At 70.6% G+C, this 19762-nt stretch carries 15 protein-coding genes, 1 tRNA gene and 3 pseudogenes; 4 read left to right on the forward strand and 15 right to left on the reverse strand.

Translation table 11 applies throughout. From position 1 onward, the window contains the following. Positions 1-172 precede the first annotated feature (172 nt). The 7 genes from AB0B29_RS24795 to AB0B29_RS24825 form a co-directional block, all read right to left on the reverse strand. Positions 173-640 carry an SRPBCC domain-containing protein gene (locus AB0B29_RS24795; RefSeq protein ID WP_362243615.1) on the reverse strand — a complete coding sequence of 156 codons (468 nt, stop codon included), beginning with the start codon at positions 638-640 and terminating at the stop codon, positions 173-175. 69 nt (positions 641-709) lie between these two features. Next, the gene (locus AB0B29_RS24800) at positions 710-1135 is read right to left on the reverse strand and encodes a DUF779 domain-containing protein (RefSeq protein ID WP_362243617.1); all 426 of its coding nucleotides are present in this window, start codon (positions 1133-1135) and stop codon (positions 710-712) included. Positions 1136-1275: 140 nt separating this feature from the next. Beyond that, a complete protein-coding gene (locus tag AB0B29_RS24805) occupies positions 1276-2454 on the reverse strand; it encodes an NAD(P)/FAD-dependent oxidoreductase (protein ID WP_362243619.1) in 1179 nt (392 codons plus the stop codon). Next, positions 2451-2648: a ferredoxin gene (locus AB0B29_RS24810; RefSeq protein WP_306922533.1), complete on the reverse strand. Its 198-nt coding sequence runs from the start codon at positions 2646-2648 to the stop codon at positions 2451-2453. Before AB0B29_RS24810 ends, AB0B29_RS24805 begins: the two co-directional genes overlap by 4 nt. 50 nt (positions 2649-2698) lie before the next feature. Beyond that, positions 2699-3940: a cytochrome P450 gene (locus AB0B29_RS24815; protein ID WP_362243622.1), complete on the reverse strand. Its 1242-nt coding sequence runs from the start codon at positions 3938-3940 to the stop codon at positions 2699-2701. An 85-nt stretch (positions 3941-4025) separates the two neighbouring features. Beyond that, positions 4026-4403 (reverse strand): hypothetical protein, encoded by a 378-nt coding sequence (locus AB0B29_RS24820; RefSeq protein WP_362243625.1) that lies wholly within the window; start codon positions 4401-4403, stop codon positions 4026-4028. Between the two features lie 53 nt (positions 4404-4456). Next, the gene (locus tag AB0B29_RS24825; RefSeq protein WP_362243628.1) at positions 4457-5911 is read right to left on the reverse strand and encodes an MFS transporter; all 1455 of its coding nucleotides are present in this window, start codon (positions 5909-5911) and stop codon (positions 4457-4459) included. A 120-nt stretch (positions 5912-6031) separates the two neighbouring features. Between AB0B29_RS24825 and AB0B29_RS24830 the strand changes: the two genes are divergently transcribed. Further along, entirely contained in the window at positions 6032-6556 is a 525-nt protein-coding gene (locus tag AB0B29_RS24830; protein ID WP_362243630.1) for a MarR family winged helix-turn-helix transcriptional regulator, read from the forward strand. A 31-nt stretch (positions 6557-6587) separates the two neighbouring features. Then, positions 6588-7556: pseudogene (locus AB0B29_RS24835) on the forward strand (transposase); the annotation flags it as partial. 14 nt (positions 7557-7570) lie between these two features. Here the strand turns inward: AB0B29_RS24835 and AB0B29_RS24840 are convergent. Then, on the reverse strand, positions 7571-7954 hold the full coding sequence (locus tag AB0B29_RS24840; protein WP_362243632.1) for a hypothetical protein: 384 nt from the start codon (positions 7952-7954) through the stop codon (positions 7571-7573). A gap of 86 nt (positions 7955-8040) precedes the next feature. On the opposite strand from AB0B29_RS24840, the pseudogene AB0B29_RS37795 reads away from it, so the two are divergent. Continuing rightward, positions 8041-8166, forward strand: a pseudogene (locus AB0B29_RS37795) (RRQRL motif-containing zinc-binding protein); the annotation flags it as partial. 53 nt (positions 8167-8219) lie between these two features. On the opposite strand, the gene AB0B29_RS24845 reads toward AB0B29_RS37795, so the two are convergent. The 3 genes and pseudogenes from AB0B29_RS24845 to AB0B29_RS24855 form a co-directional block, all read right to left on the reverse strand. Next, positions 8220-8292: transfer RNA gene (locus AB0B29_RS24845), tRNA-Gln, on the reverse strand. A gap of 78 nt (positions 8293-8370) precedes the next feature. Then, on the reverse strand, positions 8371-9744 hold the full coding sequence (locus AB0B29_RS24850; protein WP_362243633.1) for a hypothetical protein: 1374 nt from the start codon (positions 9742-9744) through the stop codon (positions 8371-8373). 599 nt (positions 9745-10343) lie between these two features. After that, positions 10344-10941: pseudogene (locus AB0B29_RS24855) on the reverse strand (hypothetical protein). A gap of 725 nt (positions 10942-11666) precedes the next feature. On the opposite strand from AB0B29_RS24855, the gene AB0B29_RS24860 reads away from it, so the two are divergent. Then, complete coding sequence (locus tag AB0B29_RS24860) at positions 11667-12089, forward strand: Pycsar system effector family protein (protein WP_362243635.1); 423 nt, start codon at positions 11667-11669, stop codon at positions 12087-12089. A gap of 717 nt (positions 12090-12806) precedes the next feature. Here AB0B29_RS24860 and AB0B29_RS24870 read toward each other — a convergent pair. From AB0B29_RS24870 to AB0B29_RS24885, 4 genes are all read right to left on the reverse strand, one after another. Continuing rightward, positions 12807-14876, reverse strand: coding sequence for a CocE/NonD family hydrolase (locus tag AB0B29_RS24870; RefSeq protein ID WP_362243637.1), 2070 nt, complete (start codon positions 14874-14876; stop codon positions 12807-12809). 16 nt (positions 14877-14892) lie between these two features. Beyond that, positions 14893-16206 carry an ATP-grasp domain-containing protein gene (locus AB0B29_RS24875; RefSeq protein WP_362243639.1) on the reverse strand — a complete coding sequence of 438 codons (1314 nt, stop codon included), beginning with the start codon at positions 16204-16206 and terminating at the stop codon, positions 14893-14895. Positions 16207-16530: 324 nt separating this feature from the next. Next, positions 16531-18927, reverse strand: coding sequence for a SpoIIE family protein phosphatase (locus AB0B29_RS24880; RefSeq protein ID WP_362243641.1), 2397 nt, complete (start codon positions 18925-18927; stop codon positions 16531-16533). A gap of 112 nt (positions 18928-19039) precedes the next feature. Next, entirely contained in the window at positions 19040-19735 is a 696-nt protein-coding gene (locus AB0B29_RS24885) for a GntR family transcriptional regulator (RefSeq protein WP_362243643.1), read from the reverse strand. Positions 19736-19762 lie beyond the last annotated feature (27 nt).

Genomic DNA, 19762 nt, shown 5'->3' on the forward strand with positions numbered 1-19762 from the left:
CCGTCGACTCGATGAACCCATTCTCCAGGGGGGCGCACGGGTGCACGGGGCAGCGCTGGGTGAATCACTTCCGAAGCACGTCTTGCGACAGGCGGTTTTCTTCCGCCACTCGGACTTCTCGAGGACGCCTTACGTCTTTTCCGTCTACACGCATCCGGAGAGGGATGCAGTTTCAGAAGGAGCCGGACTCCACGAGCCCGGCCAGGTTCGCCAGGGCCGTGCGGGTGCCCGCCTCGTTGTCGGCGGCCGGCACGGCGTCGGGGATTCCCTCGTGCACCATCAGCACATCGGTGCCGCCGCCCTCCGCGTCGGTGAGCGTGGTCGTCAGCGTCATGGCGCCGCCCAGCGCGGGGTCGGTGGTTTCGAACTCCAGCACCTCCACCACCTGCTCGTCCGGTACCAGCCGCGCGAAGTGCCCGTGGTAGGTGTCGGTGTGCGCGGACGACTTCCCCGAGGCGTCCGGTGCTTCATAGGTGAGCGAGACCCGGAACCTGCCGCCCTCGCGGGCGTCGAACGCGTGCACCTCGCCGCTCATGCCGGTCGGCACCCGCCAGCGTGCGATCGCCTCCGCGCTCACCAGCGCCCGGTAGACGGCGGCACGAGGAGCGTCGACGTGGCCGGAGACCCGGGACGTGTACATGGGGGCCACCCTAGGCGCTGCCCCTGGGGCGGGGGGAGAGACGCGGGCGGGCGTTCGCACGGGGACGGCCTAGGTGTGCTGTCCCGGGACGTCGGTGGTGTGGTTCGCCCCGTTCGGCAAGGGCGGTTCCGATGCGAGGCGGCGCAGCTCCTCGTCGGTGAGGAGGCGGGAGCGCAGCAGGAAGCGGACGCCCTCCGGGGCCTCCAGTGAGAAGCCGCTTCCTCGGCCGGGGACCACGTCCACGGTGAGATGGGTGTGCGACCAGTACGTGAACTGGTCCGCGCTCATCCAGAACGGCGTGTCCTCCGCCACATGCCCCAGCAGGACGTCCGAGGCGCCGACCCGGAACTCGCCGCGCGGGTAGCACATCGGGGCGCTGCCGTCGCAGCAGCCGCCGGACTGGTGGAACATCACCGGCCCGTGCGTCCCGATCAGCCGTCGCAGCAGTTCCCCGGCGGCGGGGGTCAGTTCGACACGTCCCGTGCGCACGGTCATGAGTTCCTCCTGGCGGTGACGGTGGGTCGGGAACCGGTCCGTATCGCGAGTCCCCCAGTATCCGCCGCCGTACGGGGGAGGGCCACAAGGCGGGAGCGGTGCACGCCTGCCCGTTCCCGCCCCGCTGCTGGGCGTACGGATCAGGCCGCCGCTGCCCCCACCGCATCCCGCCAGGCCGCTCCGCCCGCGACGGCCTGCCGCCAGGCGCGCACAGTCCTGGGCGGCACGCCCATCGCCAGGGCGCCGGTCAGCCGGTCACCCCTGCGGTACGCGGCCACGAACCGCCGGTCGGCCAGGTCCCCTTCCACGACGACGACTTCGTCGTGTCCGCGCAGGAAGCCGTACGCCTGGATCCTCGTGCCGTACTGGTCCGACCAGAAGTAGGGCACGGGCGCGAAGGGCCGGCGGGCCTCCGGTGCGGCGAGCAGGTTGCGGGCGGCGGCCATGCCCTGCTCGGCGGCGTGGGTGCGGTGCTCGATCCGCATCGATGTCCCGAACAGCGGGTTGTCCCAGCGGGCCACGTCACCGGCCGCGTAGACACCCGGCACGGCCTGGCAGTACGCGTCGCACAGCACGCCGTCGCCGACCGGCAGCCCGCTGTCCGCCAGCCACTCGGTGTTGGGGAGCGAGCCGACGGCGACCAGGACCTCGTCGGCCCCGACCACCTCGCCGTCGGCCAGCCGTACGCCGCCGTCGTTCACCCCGGTCACGGTCACGCCGGTGCGCAGTTCCACGCCGTGGTCGAGGTGCGTCCGGCTGAGCAGCCTCCCGACCTCGGTGCCCACGGCGTGCGCCAGCGGCACGGGAGCCGGTTCCAGCAGGGTCACCCGCGCGCCCAGCCCCCGGGCCACCGCGGCGGCCTCGGCGCCGAGGAACCCCGCGCCCACCACGACGAGTCGGCGGCCGGGCTTCAGCCGCTCGCGCAGCGCGAGGGCGTCGTCCAGGGTGCGCAGCACGTGCGCGCCCCGGTCACCGGGCAGCCGCCGGGGCCGAACACCCGTGGCCACGATCAGCCCGTCGTACGGCAGACGCGAGCCGTCGGCCAGCAGCACCGTACGGCCCGTCAGGTCGAGGCCCGTCGCCGCCGTCCCGAGCCGCAGGTCGAGACCGAGTGCGTCGAGGTCCGCCTGCGGGCGCAACGCGAGCTGCCCGGTGGTCCATGCGCCGGAGAGGATCTGCTTGGACAGCGGGGGCCGGTCGTAGGGGGCGTGCGGTTCGTCGCCGACCAGGGTCAGCGTGCCGTCGAAGCCCGTCCGGCGCAGTGTCTCGACCGCCGCCAGCCCCGCGGCCGAGGCGCCGACGACCACGACCTGCCTCACCGCTCCACCAGCCGGATCGCCGCGGCAGGGCAGACGGCCACGGCCTCGCGCACGTCGTCGAGCAGATCCTCGCCCGGCCTCTCCTCCAGCAGGATCGCGACGCCGTCGTCGTCGCGCTGGTCGAAGACGTCGGGGGCGGCCATCACACACTGGCCCGAGGCCACGCACTTCGGTACGTCCAGTTCCACACGCATGCTTGTCGTCCCGGTTCTCTCGGTGGGGGGATCAGTGGGGGTGGGAGGGGTCACCAGGCCACCGGCAGGCCGTGCACGCCGTAGGTGGTCCCGGTGTGGTCGAACTCCAGTTCCGCGACGGGAACCGCGAGCCGCAGGGTGGGGATGCGGCGGTAGAGGGTGCCGTAGACGACCTGGAGTTCCAGCCGGGCCAGGTTCTGGCCCAGGCACTGGTGGGGGCCGTAGCCGAAGGCCTGGTGGATCCGGGCCGGGCGGGTGATGTCGAGCCGCTCGGCCTCGGGGAAGACCTCCGGGTCCCAGTTCGCGGCGTGCAGGTCGAAGATGATGCCGTCGCCCTTGCGGATGACGACGTCGCCGATCTCGATGTCGTCCTTGGCGACCCTGCGTACGCCGGTCTGGACGATGGACAGGTAACGCAGCACCTCGTCCACGGCGTTGGCGATCAGCTTCGGGTCGTCGCTCCCGCGCAGCAGGGCGAGCTGGTCGGGGTGCTGGAGCAGGGCGAGGGTGCCCAGGCTGATCATCGTCGCGGTGGTCTCGTGACCGGCGATCAGCATGGCGACGCCCATGTGCACGGCCTCGGTGTGCGCCATCTCCCCGGCCCGCACCCGGCCGGCCATCTCCGACAGCACGTCCTGGCCCGGGCCGGCCGCCTTCCGCTTGATCAACTCGTCGAGGTAGGCGGCCAGTTCGCCGCCGGCCCGCCGTGCCTCCTCCGGCGGAGCCGCCCCGTCCAGCACCAGGCTGCTGCTGCGCTGGAAGAAGTCGTGGTCCGCGTACGGCACTCCGAGCAGCTCGGCGATCACCAGCGAGGGCACCGGCAGGGCGAACGCCTGGAGGAGGTCGACCGGGTTGGGTCCGTCCAGCATCCGGTCGATGAGCTCGTCGACGATCTTCTGGACCGGCTCCCGCATCTTCTCGATCCGCTTGACCACGAACGGGCCGTTGACGGTCCGCCGCAGCCGCGTGTGCTCCGGGGCGTCCGTGTTGGTGATGAGCCGCGGTGTGACCGGCGCGATCTCCGCCCGGTGCGCGTTGACGTACGGGAAGCCGGGGTCGAGATCGTCGTCGCTGACGCGCGGGTCGGGCAGCAGGGCCCGCTGGTCGGCATGCCGGGTGACCAGCCAGGGCGTGCTGCCGTTCCAGATCCGCACCCGCGTGATCGGCTTCTCGGCCCGCAGCTCCTGCGCGGCCGGGGCCGGGGCGAGTGGGCACTCGGCCGCCCGCGGCAGCGGATACCCGGGCAGCGGCCCGGAGGCCCCGGTGACGGGGCAGGACTGGACATCGGACATGGCATCTCCTCGTGAGGTGCGGTGGGGGTAGGGGTGGGGGGATCCGGCCGGATCGTCACAGGCGGGAGGTGGTGCTCGGCCGTGTCTACGGACGTGCCACTCTGCGGCGCCGTGTGACGATCCCGCCCGCCGCGCCCAGGGCGACCAGGCCCATCGCGGCAGCGGCGGCGGTGCCCTCCACCCCGTCCAGGGCGAAGTACATCGCCGTGGCCGCACCGCCGTTGAACAGGAACAGGAACCACAGCGTGCCGGGTCTGGCCAGGAAGGCCGAGATCCCCGGCTTCCTGGCAAGACGCGTACCGGTGACGAGCGCGACGGCGGACCCGGCGATCGTGGCGACGTCCTGCTGCATGCCGTCGAGAACGGCACCGGCGCCCAGGGCGGCGGCCAGACCGGCGCCGAAGAAGGCCCAGAGCAGCAGGTCGGTGACGGCGGACTTGGCGGTGGAGGGAGACGGAGACATGGAGGCACCTTTTTCGGTGAGGCGTGGGGGAGGGGGCTGACAGGAGCGGCGGTTCAGTTCTGCGCGCCGGAGGACTCCGGCGGTTCGGCGGCGGTTCGCCGGCGCGGAAGGAAGGAGGCGAGCGCGAAGGCGAGGACGGCCGAGCCGGCGCCGAGGGCCATGACCGACTTGAAGCCGTTCTCGGAGGGCAGGGCGTGGCCTCCGAAGTCGGTGGTCAGCTGCGCCAGGATGACGCCGGCGAGGGCACTGGCGAACGACGTGCCCATGGAACGCATCAGGGTGTTGAGGCTGTTGGCCGCGGCCGTCTCGGAGGCGGGCACCGCACTCATGATCAGGGCGGGCATGGCGCCGTAGGCGAAGCCGACGCCGCCGCCGATGACACAGGCCACGAGCACGATGTGCCAGACCTCGGACATCAGCACGATGCTCAGGCCGTACCCGGCGGCCACGACGAGAGCGCCGATCATCAGCGTGACCTTCGGCCCCTTGGCCCTGGTGATGCCCGCGGACACGGCGGACATGGCCATCATGACCAGCCCCTGCGGCGCCAGGATCAGGCCGACGGCCAGCATCGACCTGCCCAGGCCGTAGCCGGTCTGCTCGGGCAGCTGGAGGATCTGCGGCAGGACGAGCGACATGGCGAACATCGAGAAGCCGAGTGCGACCGAGGCGAGGTTGGTGAACAGCACCTGGCGGCGGGCGGTGGTGCGCAGGTCCACCAGCGGCTGTTCGGTGCGCAGTTCGTACCATCCCCAGGCGAGGAAGACCACGGCCGCGCCGGCGAACAGCCCGAGGGTCGTGCCGCTGGTCCAGCCCCAGTCGCCGCCCTTGGAGACGGCCAGCAGCAGGGACACCAGCGCGGTGGACAGGCCGAGGGAGCCGAGCAGGTCGAAGCTGCCGCCGGTGCGGACCGCGGACTCGGGCACGACCATCACGACGAGTGCGAGGGCGACGAGACCGAGGACGGCGGAGATCCAGAACAGCAGGTGCCAGTCGTAGTGGTCGGCGATGAAGGCGGCTGCGGGCAGTCCGAGCGCGCCGCCCACCCCGAGGGAGGCGCTCATCAGGGCGGTGGAGCCGGCGAGCCGCTCGGCGGGCAGCACGTCGCGCATGATGCTGATGCCGAGCGGGACGACCGCCGCCGACAGGCCCTGGAGCGTCCTTCCCACGATCATCGGCACGAGCGAGTCGCTCAGCGCGCAGACGATCGAGCCGGACACCAGCAGCACGACGCTGACCAGGAGCAGACGGCGCTTGCCGAACATGTCGCCGAGACGTCCGACGACCGGGGTGGCGACGGCGGCGGCCAGCAGGGTGGCGGTGACCGCCCACGCGGCGTTCGCCGCCGAGGCGTCGAGGTAGTCGGGCAGCTCGGGAACGATCGGGATGACCAGGGTCTGCATCAGCGAGACCACGATCCCCGCGAGGGCGAGCACGGCGACGACGCCGTTCGGTCTGCTCGGGGCGGAGGGACCGGCCTGCCGGCTGGGGGCAAGGGTGTGGGACATGAAGCGACTCCGTGCTGACGGGGGAGCGAGGTTGCTTGACTTAGGCAAGCAGAATCCCGTTGTCGAAGTCAAGCAACTTTTGGATTGCTTAACTTCGGCAAGTACATCTAGGGTCGTCGCATGTCCACGCCGCACCACAGTGGGGATCCCGCCCGCTCGGCCACGGTCGAGATCGAGCGAGCCCTCAACCGCATCACCTACCTGGCAGGCCGGTCCCGGCAGCACGAGCGTCTGATGGCGGAGTCGGGCCTGTCCCTGGACCGGGCCGCCGTGGCGATCCTGCGGCACATCGCCGAGAGCGAGCCGCTGCGCCCGGGGGTGCTCGCCGTCCGGCTGTCGGTGGAGGCGTCCCACGTCACCCGGCAGCTGCGGCAGCTGGAGCGGGCCGGCTACGTCGTCCGCGTCCCGGACCGGGACGACCGGCGGGCCCAGCGCGTCCAGCTCACCGAGGCGGGCCAGGACGCGGTCGACCGCATGCGGGAGGTGCGCCGCCGGGGCATGGAGGCCACCCTCGCCGCTTGGTCGCCCGAGGACCGGGGACGGCTGGCCAGGCTGTTCGGCCGGCTCGTCGACGACTTCGTCCGGTACACCGAGATCGAGATCGGCGACGGCCCCGCGTCCGCGCCGCCCGGCCCGGGAACCTGATCACGGGCGCTGGTTGAATGCCGGGCATGACCACTCCGTCTCCCGCAAGAAGCCCGACCCTGGGGACGCCCTGGTCCTGGCGAACATCCTGCGCACCGACATGCACGTCCACCGGCCCCTGCATGCTGACAGCGACCTGGCCCGCGCGGTGGCGGTGCTGGCCCGAGCTCAGCAGGACGCCACCTGGAACCGGCAGCAGATCGCCAACCAGCTCCGCTCTCTGCTGCGCGAGTATTATCCGGCCGCTCTGGCTGCCGTCGAGTCCTGGAAGAACGGTCTGTGCCGCCCCGAGGCTTATGAGCTCCTCAAAGCCGCCCCCACCCCTGCCAAGGCTGCCCGGCTAACCCGCGCCCAGCTGCAGGCAGCGCTCAAGCGCGCCGGCCGAAAGCGCGGCATCGAAGCCGAAGCCGAGCGGCTCCGCGAAGTTCTCCGCGCCGACTGCGCCCACCAGCCATCGCTTGTCGAGGATGCGCTTGGGCAGCAGATGCTCGCACTACTTATCCAGCTTTCGGCCGCCTGCACCGCCGCTGACGACCTGGCCAAGGCGGTGGAGGCGGCATTCCTCCAGCACCCGGACGCTGAGATCCTCCTCAGCTTCCCCGGCCTTGGCGTCCAGCTCGGCGCCCGGGTTCTCGCCGAGATCGGTGACGACCGCACACGGTTCTCCGACGCCCGCGGCCTCAAGGCTTATGCCGACTCCTCACCCGTAACCCGAGCCTCCGGCAAGAGATCATCAATCACCCGGCGCTGGGTGAAGAACGACCGCCTCAACCACGCCGGTTACCTCTGGGCCTTCTCCGCGATCACTGCTTCACCCGGCGCCAAGACGCACTACCGCCGACGCCGCGACGACCACGGAGACTGGCACGCCGCCGCCCAGCGCAATCTCTTCAACCGCATGATCGGCCAGCTCTACCACTGCCTGCAGCACAACCGAACCTATGACGAGACCGTGGCCTTTCCCGAGCGGAACGTCGCTTCACAGGCAGCAGCGGCCTGAGCCACCAGGGTGCGCTACCGGACAACACAGATGTCTGGCAGCACCGAGGTGTCCGCGCCCTCCCGGGCCAGTACCTGCTGAGCCAGCCCGCGGGCCTGGCGCCACCCGACGTCGCTGATCAGAGCCGCTGCCGTCCACCGATCGGGGGACTCATCGCGAGTCATCTCATCGAAGATCGAATCGATCATCCGCAGGTCAGGTAGTGCGCCACGGCTGAGGAGTCCCTCCTCCACGAGGCGCTCGGCCATGCGGAGTGCGTGATCGAAATCGAGGGCGATCTCGTCCGTCACGACACCGTGCTTCTCCAGCCATGCCGTCTGGGCTGGCGCAGGCGCCGCCAACACGATGAGCGCCTCCATCAGGAGGCGACGGCGCAACTCGGGATCCGGACTCTCCACGCCCCGATCGTGCCACGGCTTCACAGAACAGGAGCACCCGCCTGTTCGACCGCAACCCAACTTGACGTGATAAGCGCCTGAGGTGTCTCTACCGCGTGGACCTGGCCAAGCCCATACGGCCCATGACCCTCGCCAAGGAACTCGCGCTCGACAAGGCGATGGCCGCCCGCCAGACGTGCCCGAAGTGCCGACGGAGGTATCACGCGTGCCTCGTCGACGAGGGACGCGGCCCGGGGACGTTGTTTCTGGGAAGTATGCGGAGAGGCGACGAGGGCAGGATTCGAACCTGCGTCCACCCGGGATCAGAGCCGGGCGCTCCTCCGCAGAGCTTCCTCGTCGCCACCGTGATCATTGCTTGGGCCGCTGTGTGGGTCAACTGATTTGCAGGGGCGGACACGCGCGGGGATTGCCGCCGGTCACGTCCACTCATGAGCGGCAGCACGCTTTCCCTTGCCGGAGAAGACTCCCGCCGAACGGAGAGCGCTGGCCATGAGCGGGTCGGCGACGGCAACTCCGTGTACCAGCTCGGGTGTCCGCCGGAAGGCGACGGCCTCAGCCGCTGGCCTGGGAGCAGTCCAGGCGCTAGCTATCGGGTCCACCCGATGCCGGGCGCAAGCTGCTTCGACGAGCGAGCGTGGGCATTCCTTCTCACCCCGGAGTACTTCCCAGGGCAGAGGAAGGTCTGCCCAGACGTAGGTGTCCGGGTGCAGCCCGCCGCCGCTCATGCGGTGCCAGTACGCCACGTCGGCCGCCATCAGGCGGGGCACCTTGCCAGGGCAAATCCGATCCAGGATCTCGTCCTGCCTCAGCTCGGTTAGCAGCGCGAACCAGTGGGCCCGGGCCGTGTTCCATGCCTGTGCGGCCTGGTTCCACGTCGACGAGTCGTTGCCACGGCGCACGATCATCGTGTCGCGTTCCAGGGGATGCCGGTTCCAGGCGTCCTCCAGTAGGCCGGCGACCTGGCGCAGGAATCCGTTCCACCGAACCAGCAGCTGGATGAGGTCCTGGTCGGACACATGGGCCAGCACTTCAGCTGTGGGGTGCACGTGCGCGACCGCGTACCAGCAGGCCTGCTCGGGGAGATTCCTCAGGCGCTGGAACAGGGCCTCGGCGACCTCGTCGTAGACCTGACGCTGCCGACCGTTGGTGAAGACGCTGCGCATGTAGCCGCGCGCCGTGATGTAGGCGATGAAGGCCGCCGTGTCCGGGTCTGTGGCGAACAGCTCGTACGGCAGGGCGTGGGCGAGGGCACCTTTGCCGGTGATGGCCACTTCGCGTCGGCGCTGCTCGTGGATGAGCCGGGCCAGTTTGGCTTCCATCCGGCGTAGTAGTCGGAAACGCTTGTTGTACTGGCGTTTGGAAATCTCTCCGAGGCCCGCCGCTGTGCGCTCGGTCCGGTTGAGGCGGTCCATGCCGAAGTCGTTCTGCCCGTACGAGCGGCCGATCTCCTCACCAGCTCGCCGGATCACCACCTCGATCTGGGCTGGATCATCCCCGGCGTTGTCCGGAAGGTCCGGCACGCTCATGAACAGGTCTGCCGCTCGGGCAAGCTGGCGCTGTGCGCCAACTGGACGGGCGAACTCCTCCCGCATGGAGGTATAGCCGTGCCAGAGGTTGCGCAGCGAGTGCTCAGCAGCCTTGGCGAGCGCCGCCTCGGTCGCTGTATCGAGGTCAGTGCCCTGGGCGGCGTACAGATCCTGGATGAGCCGGGCCACATCCTCCGGACGCTTGCGCAGTGTGAGCGAGGCGTGCAGTTCACGGAGGAGCTGCTCGGATGTGGGCGACGGCATGAGTCTCACCTTGTCATCACAACGACCGGGTCTCCACTGCTTATCCGCACGTCGCAGTCACAGAGCGAGCTACGGAGCGTTGGTCTCGACGTACTCCTCGATGGCCGGCCTTGGATCCGAACTGCCTCGCCGCTCTGCGTTGCTCGCGCCCAGGAATACGACAGCTCCGGAACAAGTGCGCTGCGCCGGTACCGCTGAAGACCCTCGGTTCCTGCCTAGAATGCCACGACGGCACCCCCGCCGACCCCACCACCTACATAACCCCGCCCGGCCACGCCCTGGCGGTCTGACCGCCTGCCCTCCACCCATGCCGTGGCTTCGTTCATCTTTGGGAGCAGCGTTTGTCGACGGGTTCCGGAGCCAGTCGGTGATCAGCCGGCTCATGGATGTCGACGACAAATGACGGCACTGTCGTGGCCGCGAACGCGTGACAGCCAGCCGCCCGTCAGGCTGGCTGGCGACGGTCGTATCGGATGCCACACGTGGCCCTGGAGGCCGGCAAACAAGTAGGCCGCCAGCAGACGCTTGCCGAAGCGACTTCTCGGCACTGCTCGCCTAAGGCTCTGATCTCCGGAGTGAGCATCAAGGCGACGGCGATCTCACGCCGCCGCAGGTGTCCTCTCGGCCGCGGAACGGCGCTTCCAGTACGCGACGGTCAGCACGCCCAGCAGCGGCCCCCACAGGGTCAGCGGCGCGTAGCAGAAATAGAACCAGGCAGCTTCCCAGCCGCCGGCTTGGCCGGGGGAATCGGTCGGCAGGTCGCCGCCTCGGATCGTGGTATCCCTGATCTCGGAGGCGATGAACAAAAGGGTGAACAGGAGGGTGAGGCTCGCGGCCCCGATGGTGGCCGGGAGGACGGCCGCCCTTCTCGGAACCCGGCGGCCCGCGAAGGAACGGGATCCAGCGCGGGAACACCTCACCCCAGCGGGCGATCAGACCGATCGCAGTGAAGGCGAAGACTTCGGACAGAATCGACAGGAAGACGACGTACGTCCGTTCGCCGAGTCCGCGACCGTCGCCGAACGCGGCCGGGAGACGCCAGATACTGGAAGGAAGGACGGCCAAGGGCACGGCGTAAGCCACGAGTCGCATCCGTCGTGACACTCCGGCAACGGGCTCGTGGGCCCCCCGCCATGCGACGCGTAATCGTCCGGGGTGGACGGGAGTGGGTTCTTTGGCGTGCTGGAGCTGCTGCATGGGCGGTCCTCGGCTTGGATGAAATGCTGTTCGGCCCGTTCGGTAATGAAGATCCCAGTCACGGGGGCTCCGAGCGTCGCTCTGAGGGCCGACTCGGCTCCGTCTGACGGCTGACGAAGTGGTGCGACCGGCGGATGACTGCAGTGCCCGTTTGCCGCATGACCAGCATGTTTCACCAGGAGCATCCCGACGCTGTCCTGGCAAGAGCCCCAGCGCCTCCCAAACTCATCAACACCACACATCCGTGGAGCGGGGTGCCTCCCAAAGCCGCGCACCGCCGCCTTCACGACTCGTGAATAAAGCCAGTGCCGCGATCACCGCGCCGCTCGTCGCTTCCTCCGGCCTGCACCGAACTCCACCATCTGGAGCCGATAAGCAGGCTTTTCGGGTAGATGAGTGACGGGCTGCGGCATCTGGGTGACCGCCTGCGCGAACTGGCAGAACGGGCTGTGGGGGTGCTGGATGCTGGAGGAAGAACGTTCCTCCTGTGAGTGGAATTGTTTCTGTCCGGCGAGGCGGCGGTCGTGCCTTATCGAGGGGCCCATGGTCGCCGCACCGCTGAACGAAGTCCGTCGGTCGGCGAAGTCCTCCACCACAGAGGGCGGTGTCGTCCGCGCGGCACACCCTCCTTCCAGGCGGCCTCCTGATAGAGCCGCAGCCAGACGAACGCGTCGGGCGTAGCAGGCAACTCCGGGAACTCCCGGCTGCCCTTACGGATCACGCCGATGGTCTGCTTGCCGACGACCGCACCACCCTGCTTTGCAGTGAGCAATCCTCGGCACGAGCACTGGTCGCGATCCAGAAGGCCAGCAAGGCCCGGTCACGGTGCGAGCGCAGCCCGGCGAAGACCGCGGCTCACCCGCGCGGCCGGCGCCCTGGCCATGGCTGCCTTAGGCGCTGCGGCTGTGCTGCTGCTCCTGGTCGTCCGGCCCCGGCTCGGCGGCCACGACCGCGCGTCCTTCCCCCTACTGGGCACGGCTGGACGAAGCCGCGATCAGCGCACCATGACCGGCGACACCCGGCCCGCCCGGATCCACGTCCTGTCGCGTACCGCCCTGCGCAAGTACCGCACCCTGCGCCGCGCCGTCGACTGCATCCTGGCTGCGCTCGCGCTCCTTGCCCTGGCCGCATTCGGCGCCCTGCTTTAAGGCCGGAGTCCGCCTCCTGCGACCCCACGCCCCCGGCCCGGCTGTCCCGCGGGACCGGCCCACGCAGTCACAGCAGCTCACTGACATGAGACGAGGCACCAGCATGACGCTCATCAGTCCGAACACCGTCCTCGCGAACGCCCTGACGAACGTGGAGGACGTCCTCGCCCCGCGTATCCGCGCCAGCAGGCCGCAGCGGATCGCCCTGGTGGTGGGCACCCAGATCAACGGCGCACCGCACGCCGGCACCTCGCTGGTGCAGTCGATGGCGTTCGCCACGGCCGCCCGCCTCCATGACCGCCACAACCTGCCCGTGGAGGTCCGGTTCTCGGCACTGGACAACGCGCCGCACGAGTTGGTCACCGACCCCGTATCAGGGCACTGCTACCAGCGGGCCTACGCCCAGGCCCTCGGCACGGACGGCATCGCAATCAACCCCTGTTCGACGCCCTCTCCGAGCGGCTGGCGGTGCCGTACGGCGTGGAGACCTACTCGCAGCAGCAGGCGACCAGCCAGTTCCGAGACATGGCTGCGGGTGCTGCCGCGCCTGGATGCCGCAAGCCGATGGCTGGCGCCCTCCACGGGAGTCCCGCACCTGCGGGGGCCCTGCCCGCACTCCTGCGGGTGGGCGGAGAAGTATGCCGAGCGCACCCGCGTGGAAAGCGCCGGCCGCGGCCTCGCCACCGCTGGTGCGCCGCCCAGCTGCGGTGAGGCGGACTACAGCAGGTCGCGGGGGACCTTCTCGTTCCAGGTGCGGGAGAATACCCGGCGGTCGGACTCGTACGCGTCGAGGGTCGCATCGACGAAGAAGTCCGTCTCGTCGCACGTGAGCCGGGTGTGGGTGACCACCCGAACGTCCCAGTCGTCCCGCGCGAACCGCATGGTCCACGTGGTTTCGCCGCCGACCGAGGTGAAGTCGTCGGCGATCGCCGTGTACCGCTCGTGGGCGCGGCGGCCGCACTCCATGCCGATGTCCTCGAAGCGGACCGTGCCCTGGTCCTTCACGATGTCCAGCTCGGAGCGGTAGTCGACCAGGTCTCGCTTGACCTCCCAGCGCTGCTCTCGCGGCGTCACCTGAGACGTGGCCAGCGGGACAGTGCCCTCGGGCTCGCCGAAGGGCGACGACGGCACCTCGTCGGGCTCCTCCACCGGCCGCACCGGCAGCGTGAGCGTGCTGGAGTGCTCGTGGACGCTGAGCAGGGCCGGCTTCGGTGCCGGCCAGGCCAGCGGCCAGTAGGACGTCGACAGCGACAGCCGGATGCGGTGGCCGGGCGGGAACGCCTGCGCCACACCGTTCAGCGGGATGGTGGCCCGGTAGCGCCGCCCCGGCTCCAACGGCTCAGGATCCTCCGTGCTGTCACGGCGGGTCAGGTTCAGGATGCCGTACGAGACACGCGTCGCGGCGCCGTCGGGGCTCACGTCGGACAGCCGCGCGGCCACCATGGCGACCGGCTCGCTGACCGACAGGTCGAGCTCCACGCTCGGCGAGCCGAGGATCTCCAACGGCTCCGTCAGCGGCTCGCTGTCGAAGACGAGGGAACCGCCGTCCTCCTCCCGCTGGTCGTAGGGCAGGTCCGGGGGCGCGTTGTAGGAGGCCCACTTGCCCGCGAACTGGCCGACGGACAGCGGCGACCGCACGGTCATCGCCGCACCGTCCTCGGACACCGTCCCGGTCGCGTCCTGCACGGTCGTGTCCTGCACGGTCGTGTCCTGCGCGGGCCCGATCGTGTGCCGGGTGAGCGGGTGCGTGACGGGCCGGATGTGCGGGGACGGCCAGTCCGGCTCGCCCACCCAGCGGCCCGGCCGCTCCTCGTACGAGGTGGAGGGCGGCACGCTGTCCTGCATCCACGCCTGGAGCATCGGCCCGTCCATGACGCCGTTGTCGACGCCCTTGAGCCAGTGGTCCCACCACCGCACGAGTTCCTGGAGGTAGCCGATCGCGGGGCCGGGCTCCCCGAGGTGGGGGAACTTGTGCGACCAGGGGCCGATCAGCCCCTTGCGGGGCACGTCCAGGTTGCCGAGCAGCCGGGTCACGGCATTGGAATAGCCGTCCGCCCAGCCGCTGGAGGCCAGGACCGGACACTGCACGCTCGTGTAGTCCTCGCACACCGAGGCGTGCCGCCAGTAGTCGTCGCGGCGCTGGTGCCGCAGCCACTCCAGCACCCAGGGCTCGGTGTTCTCCAGCCGCTCGTGCCACATCTCGCGCCAGCGCTCGCCCACCACGGACGGGTCGGGCGGGCAGGTGCCGTAGGCGAACATGGTGCCCGCCTCGGCCAGGTTGTCCGACAGCAGGGCGCCGCCCATGTAGTGCATGTCGTCGGAGTGCCGGTCGTCCGTGAAGGACGCGATGGCGATGGCCTTCAGGGACGGCGGCCGGCGGGCCGCCACCTGCAGCGCCGCGAACGCGCCCCAGGAGATGCCCATCATGCCCGTGCCGCCGTCGCACCAGGGCTGCTCCGCCAGCCAGGCCAGGACCTCCTCGGCGTCCGCCTGCTCCCGCTCCAGGTACTCGTCGCGCAGTACGCCCTCCGAGTCACCGGTGCCGCGCAGGTCGACACGGACACAGGCGTAACCGTGCCCGGCGAGGTAGGGGTGATGGATCGAGTCCCGTACGGCCGTCAGGTCGCGCTTGCGGTACGGGATGTACTCCAGCACCGCCGGTACCGGCTCCTGGTCGGAGGAGGTGGGGCGCCAGATGTGCGCGGAGAGCCGGACCCCGTCGGACATCGGGATCGTGACGTGCTCCTCTTCCTTCGTCTCGTACGGCAGGTTGGTCACGTAACGCATGGAAGTGACGTGCTCCTCACTTTCGCGGGGCGTCGGTCTGGTCCGGGGCGTCCTCGAAGGCCAGGCCCAGGGCGGCCACGCAGTGGTCGAACTTCTCCCGCAGCTCCGCCTCGTCGGCCCCGCCGGTGTAGATGTGCGCCAGCTCGTAGCTGTAGCTGTCCTGCCCGGGGAGGTCCGAAAGCCTGTCGCCCTCCGCGGGGACGACCTCGATGCGCACGCCCGGGGTCTCCCGCTCGATGCGGGCGATCTCCTCGGGGCCCGGCACCCGGCGCACCACACCGTCGGTGAACCAGCGGTGGTACCACTTCGCGGCCATCGCGTACTCGCCCTCGCCCTGCGGCATGCGCGGATCCTCGCCGAGGGCGAGACGGACCATGCAGTGGTGGTTGGGCACGCCGTCGACGTACTGGAACAGCTCCGCGTGCGACTGGGAGTGCCGGGGATTGATCTCCAGCAGGTTGATCTCCTGGGTCCGCGGGTCGTAGAAGTACTCGATGCTGAAGGTGGCCGAGTCCATCCCGATCTGCCGCATCACCCGCTCGCTGACGTCGTGCAGTTGCGCGATGACCGGCGGCGGCAGCATCGAGGGGTACTGGTGGCGCAGGAAGCAGGAGGAGTCCGGGTACTGGATGGAGTCCAGGACGCCGTAGACCCTCACCTCGCCCTGGTGGACGTATCCCTCGACGGCCACCTGGACGCCGGACATGGCCCCCTCTGCGAGACAGACCCGGCCGCCGACGCCGTTCATCTCGGGCGGCAGGTCGATGCGTTCGAGGACGTGCTCGAAGGGGCGCCCGATGCGGGATATGCCCTCGCGGATCTCGGCGACCGCCTTGCGGAACTCCTCCTCGTCATCCACTCCGAAGGCGAGTTCGGAGGAGTACGACAGGGCGGGCTTGAGCCACATCGGGAAGGTCACGTCGTCCGGCGGGCGTGGCGGCTCGGCCGACAGGTCGACCTGGCCGAAGGGCGGGTGCCGGTCGGTGGCCTTCTGCTGCTCCAGCCGGCTCCAGTACTTGTGCTCGCACTTGACCACGGACTCCAGGCTGGTGCTGCGGGTGCCGTAGCGTTCGCTGAGCATCGGGACGAGCGTGCTGACCGGGAAGTCCCAGTAACCGACGATCGCGTCGATGCTGCCGTCGAACGCGTCGAGCACGCCCTGGGCCTTGTCGAGCAGCGCGGGCAGGTCCACCTCGCCGACCTGTAGTTCCTCGATCGACAGCAGCGGGTGAAAACGCAGCTGGTCGGCTCCCGGGACCTGTTGGAGCGTGGGCAGGTTGGCCTCGTCGAGCCCGATCACGAAGACGTTCTTCACCGTCTCGTCAGACACGGCTCTCCTTCCGACAGCGGATGGCCCGAAGGCCGGCTTGCAAGATCGTCGGAGTACCCCTCGGGTCTCCCGGCATGCCGCTCCGGACACCGCGCCCCGTTCCGGACCACACGGGACCTGCCTGCCGCCGTGGTGGGCACGAGGGGCGGGCAAGACGGCGCGGCCGGTGGACCGAGCCGTGCCGCGGACGACGGCGGCACGGGAGAGATGTGCGGCCCGAGCAGGAAAGATCCGCACCGCAGGTCGTGTCCGGGCCGGACCCGCTGCACCGTCGGCGAGGTGATCGCCGTGACCCACGGCATCGTGGACGCGCGGTGGCCAGGCTCACACCCCGGCGGGCAGGGGCTGTTCCGCCCAGATCGTCTTGCCCGTGGCCGTCTGGCGGCTGCCCCACCGCTCGGCGAGCTGGGCGACGAGCAGCAGCCCCCGCCCGCCCTCGTCGAAGACCCGGGCCCGGCGCAGATGCGGCGCGGTGCTGCTGCCGTCGGACACCTCGCAGATGAGGGTCGCGTCGCGGATCAGCCGCAGCTCGATGGGGGCGCCGCCGTACCGCAGCGCGTTGGTGACCAGCTCGCTGACGATCAGTTCGGTGGCGAACTCCGCCTCCGTCAGCCCCCATTCGGCCAGCTGCTCACCGGCCATCTTGCGCGCCCGGGCCACGGCCGCGGGGTCCGGGGGCAACTGCCAGGTGCGGACCTTCCCGGCGTCGAGCACGGTCGTCCGCGCCAGCATCAGCACGACGTCGTCGGCTGGCCGGCCGGTCAGCAACGTGCCCAGCACCCGCTCGCACGTGTCCTCCAGCGTCCCCACGGGGCTGCTCAGTGCCTGGCGCAGCAGGGCGGTACCGACGTCGATGTCGTGCCCGGGCGCTTCGAGCAGACCGTCGGTGTAGAGGGCGAGCAGGCTGTTCTCCTCCAGCTGGATCTCGGACGCCTCGAACGGCAGGCCGCCCAGGCCCAGCGGCGGCCCGGCCGGCAGGTCCAGGAACCGTACGCCGCCGTCGGGCGTGACCAGCGCGGGCGGCGGATGCCCGGCGCGGGCCATGGTGCAGCGGCGGGACACCGGGTCGTACACGGCGTACAAGCAGGTGGCGCCGACCTGCCCCGGCGTCTCCTCCGCCCCGCGCGCCTCCGGGCCCTCCTCCCGGTCGAGCCGGATGACGAGGTCGTCCAGCTGGGTGAGCAGCTCGTCGGGGGCGAGGTCGACATCGGCGAGCGTGCGTACCGCGGTCCGCAGGCGGCCCATCGTGGCCGACGCCTGGATGCCGTGGCCGACCACGTCGCCCACCACCAGGGCCACGCGGGTGCCGGACAGCGGGATCACGTCGAACCAGTCGCCTCCGATGTCCGCGCCGGACCCGGTGGGCAGATAGCGGTAGGCGATGTCCATCGCCGCCAGCTCCGGAAGCCGCTCGGGCAGCAGACTGCGCTGGAGCGCCAGCGCCGTGCGGCGCTCCCGTGTGAAGCGGCGGGCGTTGTCCACGCTCACCGCGGCCCGGGCCACGATGTCCTCCGCGAGCAGCAGGTCGTCCTCGCTGAACGCGTCGGGGGTCCGGTGGCGCAGGAAGTGCACCATGCCGAGGATCACGCCCCGGGCGCGCAGCGGCACCATCATCACCGAGTGGATCAGATACCTGGACACGGTCTCGGCGCGGGCGGGGGAGGACCGGAGCCACTCCAGGAGATCAGGATCCCCCGGCCGGTGCCTCACGCCCCGCTCGGTGGCCAGGGTCCGCAACGGAAGGGTCCCCACCGGGTAGCGGATCGCGCCGCCCGGCGCCACCACCGACTCCGGGCAGCCCTCCAGTACCGACCGCTGCGCACTGCGGCGCAGCGTGACCGGAGTGTCCGGCGGCAGCGGGCCCGGCTCGTCGCCCCGGGCCACGGACTCCAGCAGATCCACGGTGACGAAGTCGGCGAACTCGGCGGTGACGGCCACCTCCGCCATCTCCTCGGCCGTCCGGGTCACGTCAAGGGTGCTTCCGATCCGCAGACTGGCCTCGTTGATCACCGCCAGCCGCCGTCGGGCCCAGGACTGCTCCGTCGTGTCGAACACGGTGGCCGACACGCCCTGGACCGTGCCGGTCTCGTCCTTCAGCGGTGACAGGAACATCGACCAGGCGTGCGGCCGGACCTCGCCCGGGGCCTTGCCCTGCTCCTCGTGGAAGATCATCTCGCCGGTCCGCAGTACCTCGCGCTGCAGGCGGTCGTAGGTGTCGAAGGGCGGGTTCGGCTCGATCTCCCACAGGGTCAGTCCCTTCATCTCCTCCTCGGACCTGCCCATCACCTCCGCCATGAGGTCGTTGGCGCCGACCAGCCGGGCATCCCGGTCGTAGACCGCCACCGGCACGGGGAGCTGTGCGAGCGTGAGGTCCCACAGGGGCAGGGGCCTGCGCGCGGCCCACGGGTACGCCGGTACGGTGCCGGTCACGAGCCAGAGCCGCCGGCCCTCCGTGTCCCGCAACGGCGTCCCCCGCAGCCGGACCACGACCCGGTCGCCGTCCCGGTGCCGCAGCGCCACCTCACCGGACCACGGCCGGCCTTCGGCCACGTGGCGCCGCGTGGACTCGGGGAGGTCGGTGATGAGCAGGTCGATGACGGGCCGGCCCACGAGTTCGGCGGGTTCGTGTCCGAGCAGGCGGCGGGCGCCGTCGCTCCACACCATGATCACCCCGCCGGCGTCGACGACGACCGCCAAGTCCTCCGGTACGCGTCCCTGCACGGTGCCTCCGGATGTACCGCACCTGCCTACTCGGTCCCTGCACCCGATTGTCCCGCTACGGGCTCGCTGAGGCTCGTCTGCCGGGGGGCGCCACGGTGACCAGCGGGAACGTTCAGATCGCCGCGCGGATCGCCCGCTCGAACCCCTCGACGTGGCCCCGGGCGAGGCGCGCCGCCCGCTCCGGCTCACCCGTGACGATCGCCTCGATCAGCGGCCCGTGCTCCTCGACGTGACCCGCCATGTCCGGCAGGCGGTCGAGGAACAGGCACCAGATCCGGGTGGCGAGGTTGTCGTGCCGGACGAGGGTGTCCTCCAGGTAGGGGTTGTGCGCGGCGGCGTAGACCGCGCGGTGGACCTGGAGGTCCAGGTGCATCAGGGCGGTGCCGTCCTGCCGGGCGGGGTCCGCGTTCTCCAGCTCGTGCCGCAGCGTCGTCAGGACCTCTCGGTCCGCTGCCGTGGCGCGGCGCGCGGCCTGGGCGGCGGCCAGGGGCTCCAGCTCCTGGCGTACCTCCGAGATGTGGGCGAGGTCGGTGATGTTGACCTCGGTGGCGAAGGTGCCGCGCCGGGGATAGGTCGTGATCAGACGCTCGTACTGGAGCCGCTTCAGCGCCTCGCGCACCGGAGTGCGGCCGACGCCGAGGGACTGTGCCAGCTGCTCCTCGTGGATCGGCGCGCCCGGCCGGATCTCGAGCATCACGAGCCGGTCGCGGATGGACCGGTAGGCACGCTCGGCGAGGGACAACTCCTCGCGGCCGGGCTGCGTGCTCCGCGCGTTCCCGCTGGTGGGCTCGGTCGCCAACTGCTGCATCAATGCCCCCTTGACCTGTCCGGCGAG

This window comes from Streptomyces tibetensis, from assembly GCF_040647715.1.
Lineage (GTDB): Bacteria > Actinomycetota > Actinomycetes > Streptomycetales > Streptomycetaceae > Streptomyces > Streptomyces tibetensis_A.

Coding starts and splice junctions, on each gene's coding strand:
- AB0B29_RS24815 (WP_362243622.1), bottom strand. CDS start 3,940: ATGTCCGATGTCCAGTCCTGCCCCGTCACCGGGGCCTCCGGGCCGCTG.
- AB0B29_RS24825 (WP_362243628.1), bottom strand. CDS start 5,911: ATGTCCCACACCCTTGCCCCCAGCCGGCAGGCCGGTCCCTCCGCCCCG.
- AB0B29_RS24795 (WP_362243615.1), bottom strand. CDS start 640: ATGTACACGTCCCGGGTCTCCGGCCACGTCGACGCTCCTCGTGCCGCC.
- AB0B29_RS24810 (WP_306922533.1), bottom strand. CDS start 2,648: ATGCGTGTGGAACTGGACGTACCGAAGTGCGTGGCCTCGGGCCAGTGT.
- AB0B29_RS24820 (WP_362243625.1), bottom strand. CDS start 4,403: ATGTCTCCGTCTCCCTCCACCGCCAAGTCCGCCGTCACCGACCTGCTG.
- AB0B29_RS24870 (WP_362243637.1), bottom strand. CDS start 14,876: ATGCGTTACGTGACCAACCTGCCGTACGAGACGAAGGAAGAGGAGCAC.
- AB0B29_RS24830 (WP_362243630.1), top strand. CDS start 6,032: ATGTCCACGCCGCACCACAGTGGGGATCCCGCCCGCTCGGCCACGGTC.
- AB0B29_RS24885 (WP_362243643.1), bottom strand. CDS start 19,735: ATGCAGCAGTTGGCGACCGAGCCCACCAGCGGGAACGCGCGGAGCACG.
- AB0B29_RS24800 (WP_362243617.1), bottom strand. CDS start 1,135: ATGACCGTGCGCACGGGACGTGTCGAACTGACCCCCGCCGCCGGGGAA.
- AB0B29_RS24860 (WP_362243635.1), top strand. CDS start 11,667: ATGGTCTGCTTGCCGACGACCGCACCACCCTGCTTTGCAGTGAGCAAT.
- AB0B29_RS24850 (WP_362243633.1), bottom strand. CDS start 9,744: ATGCCGTCGCCCACATCCGAGCAGCTCCTCCGTGAACTGCACGCCTCG.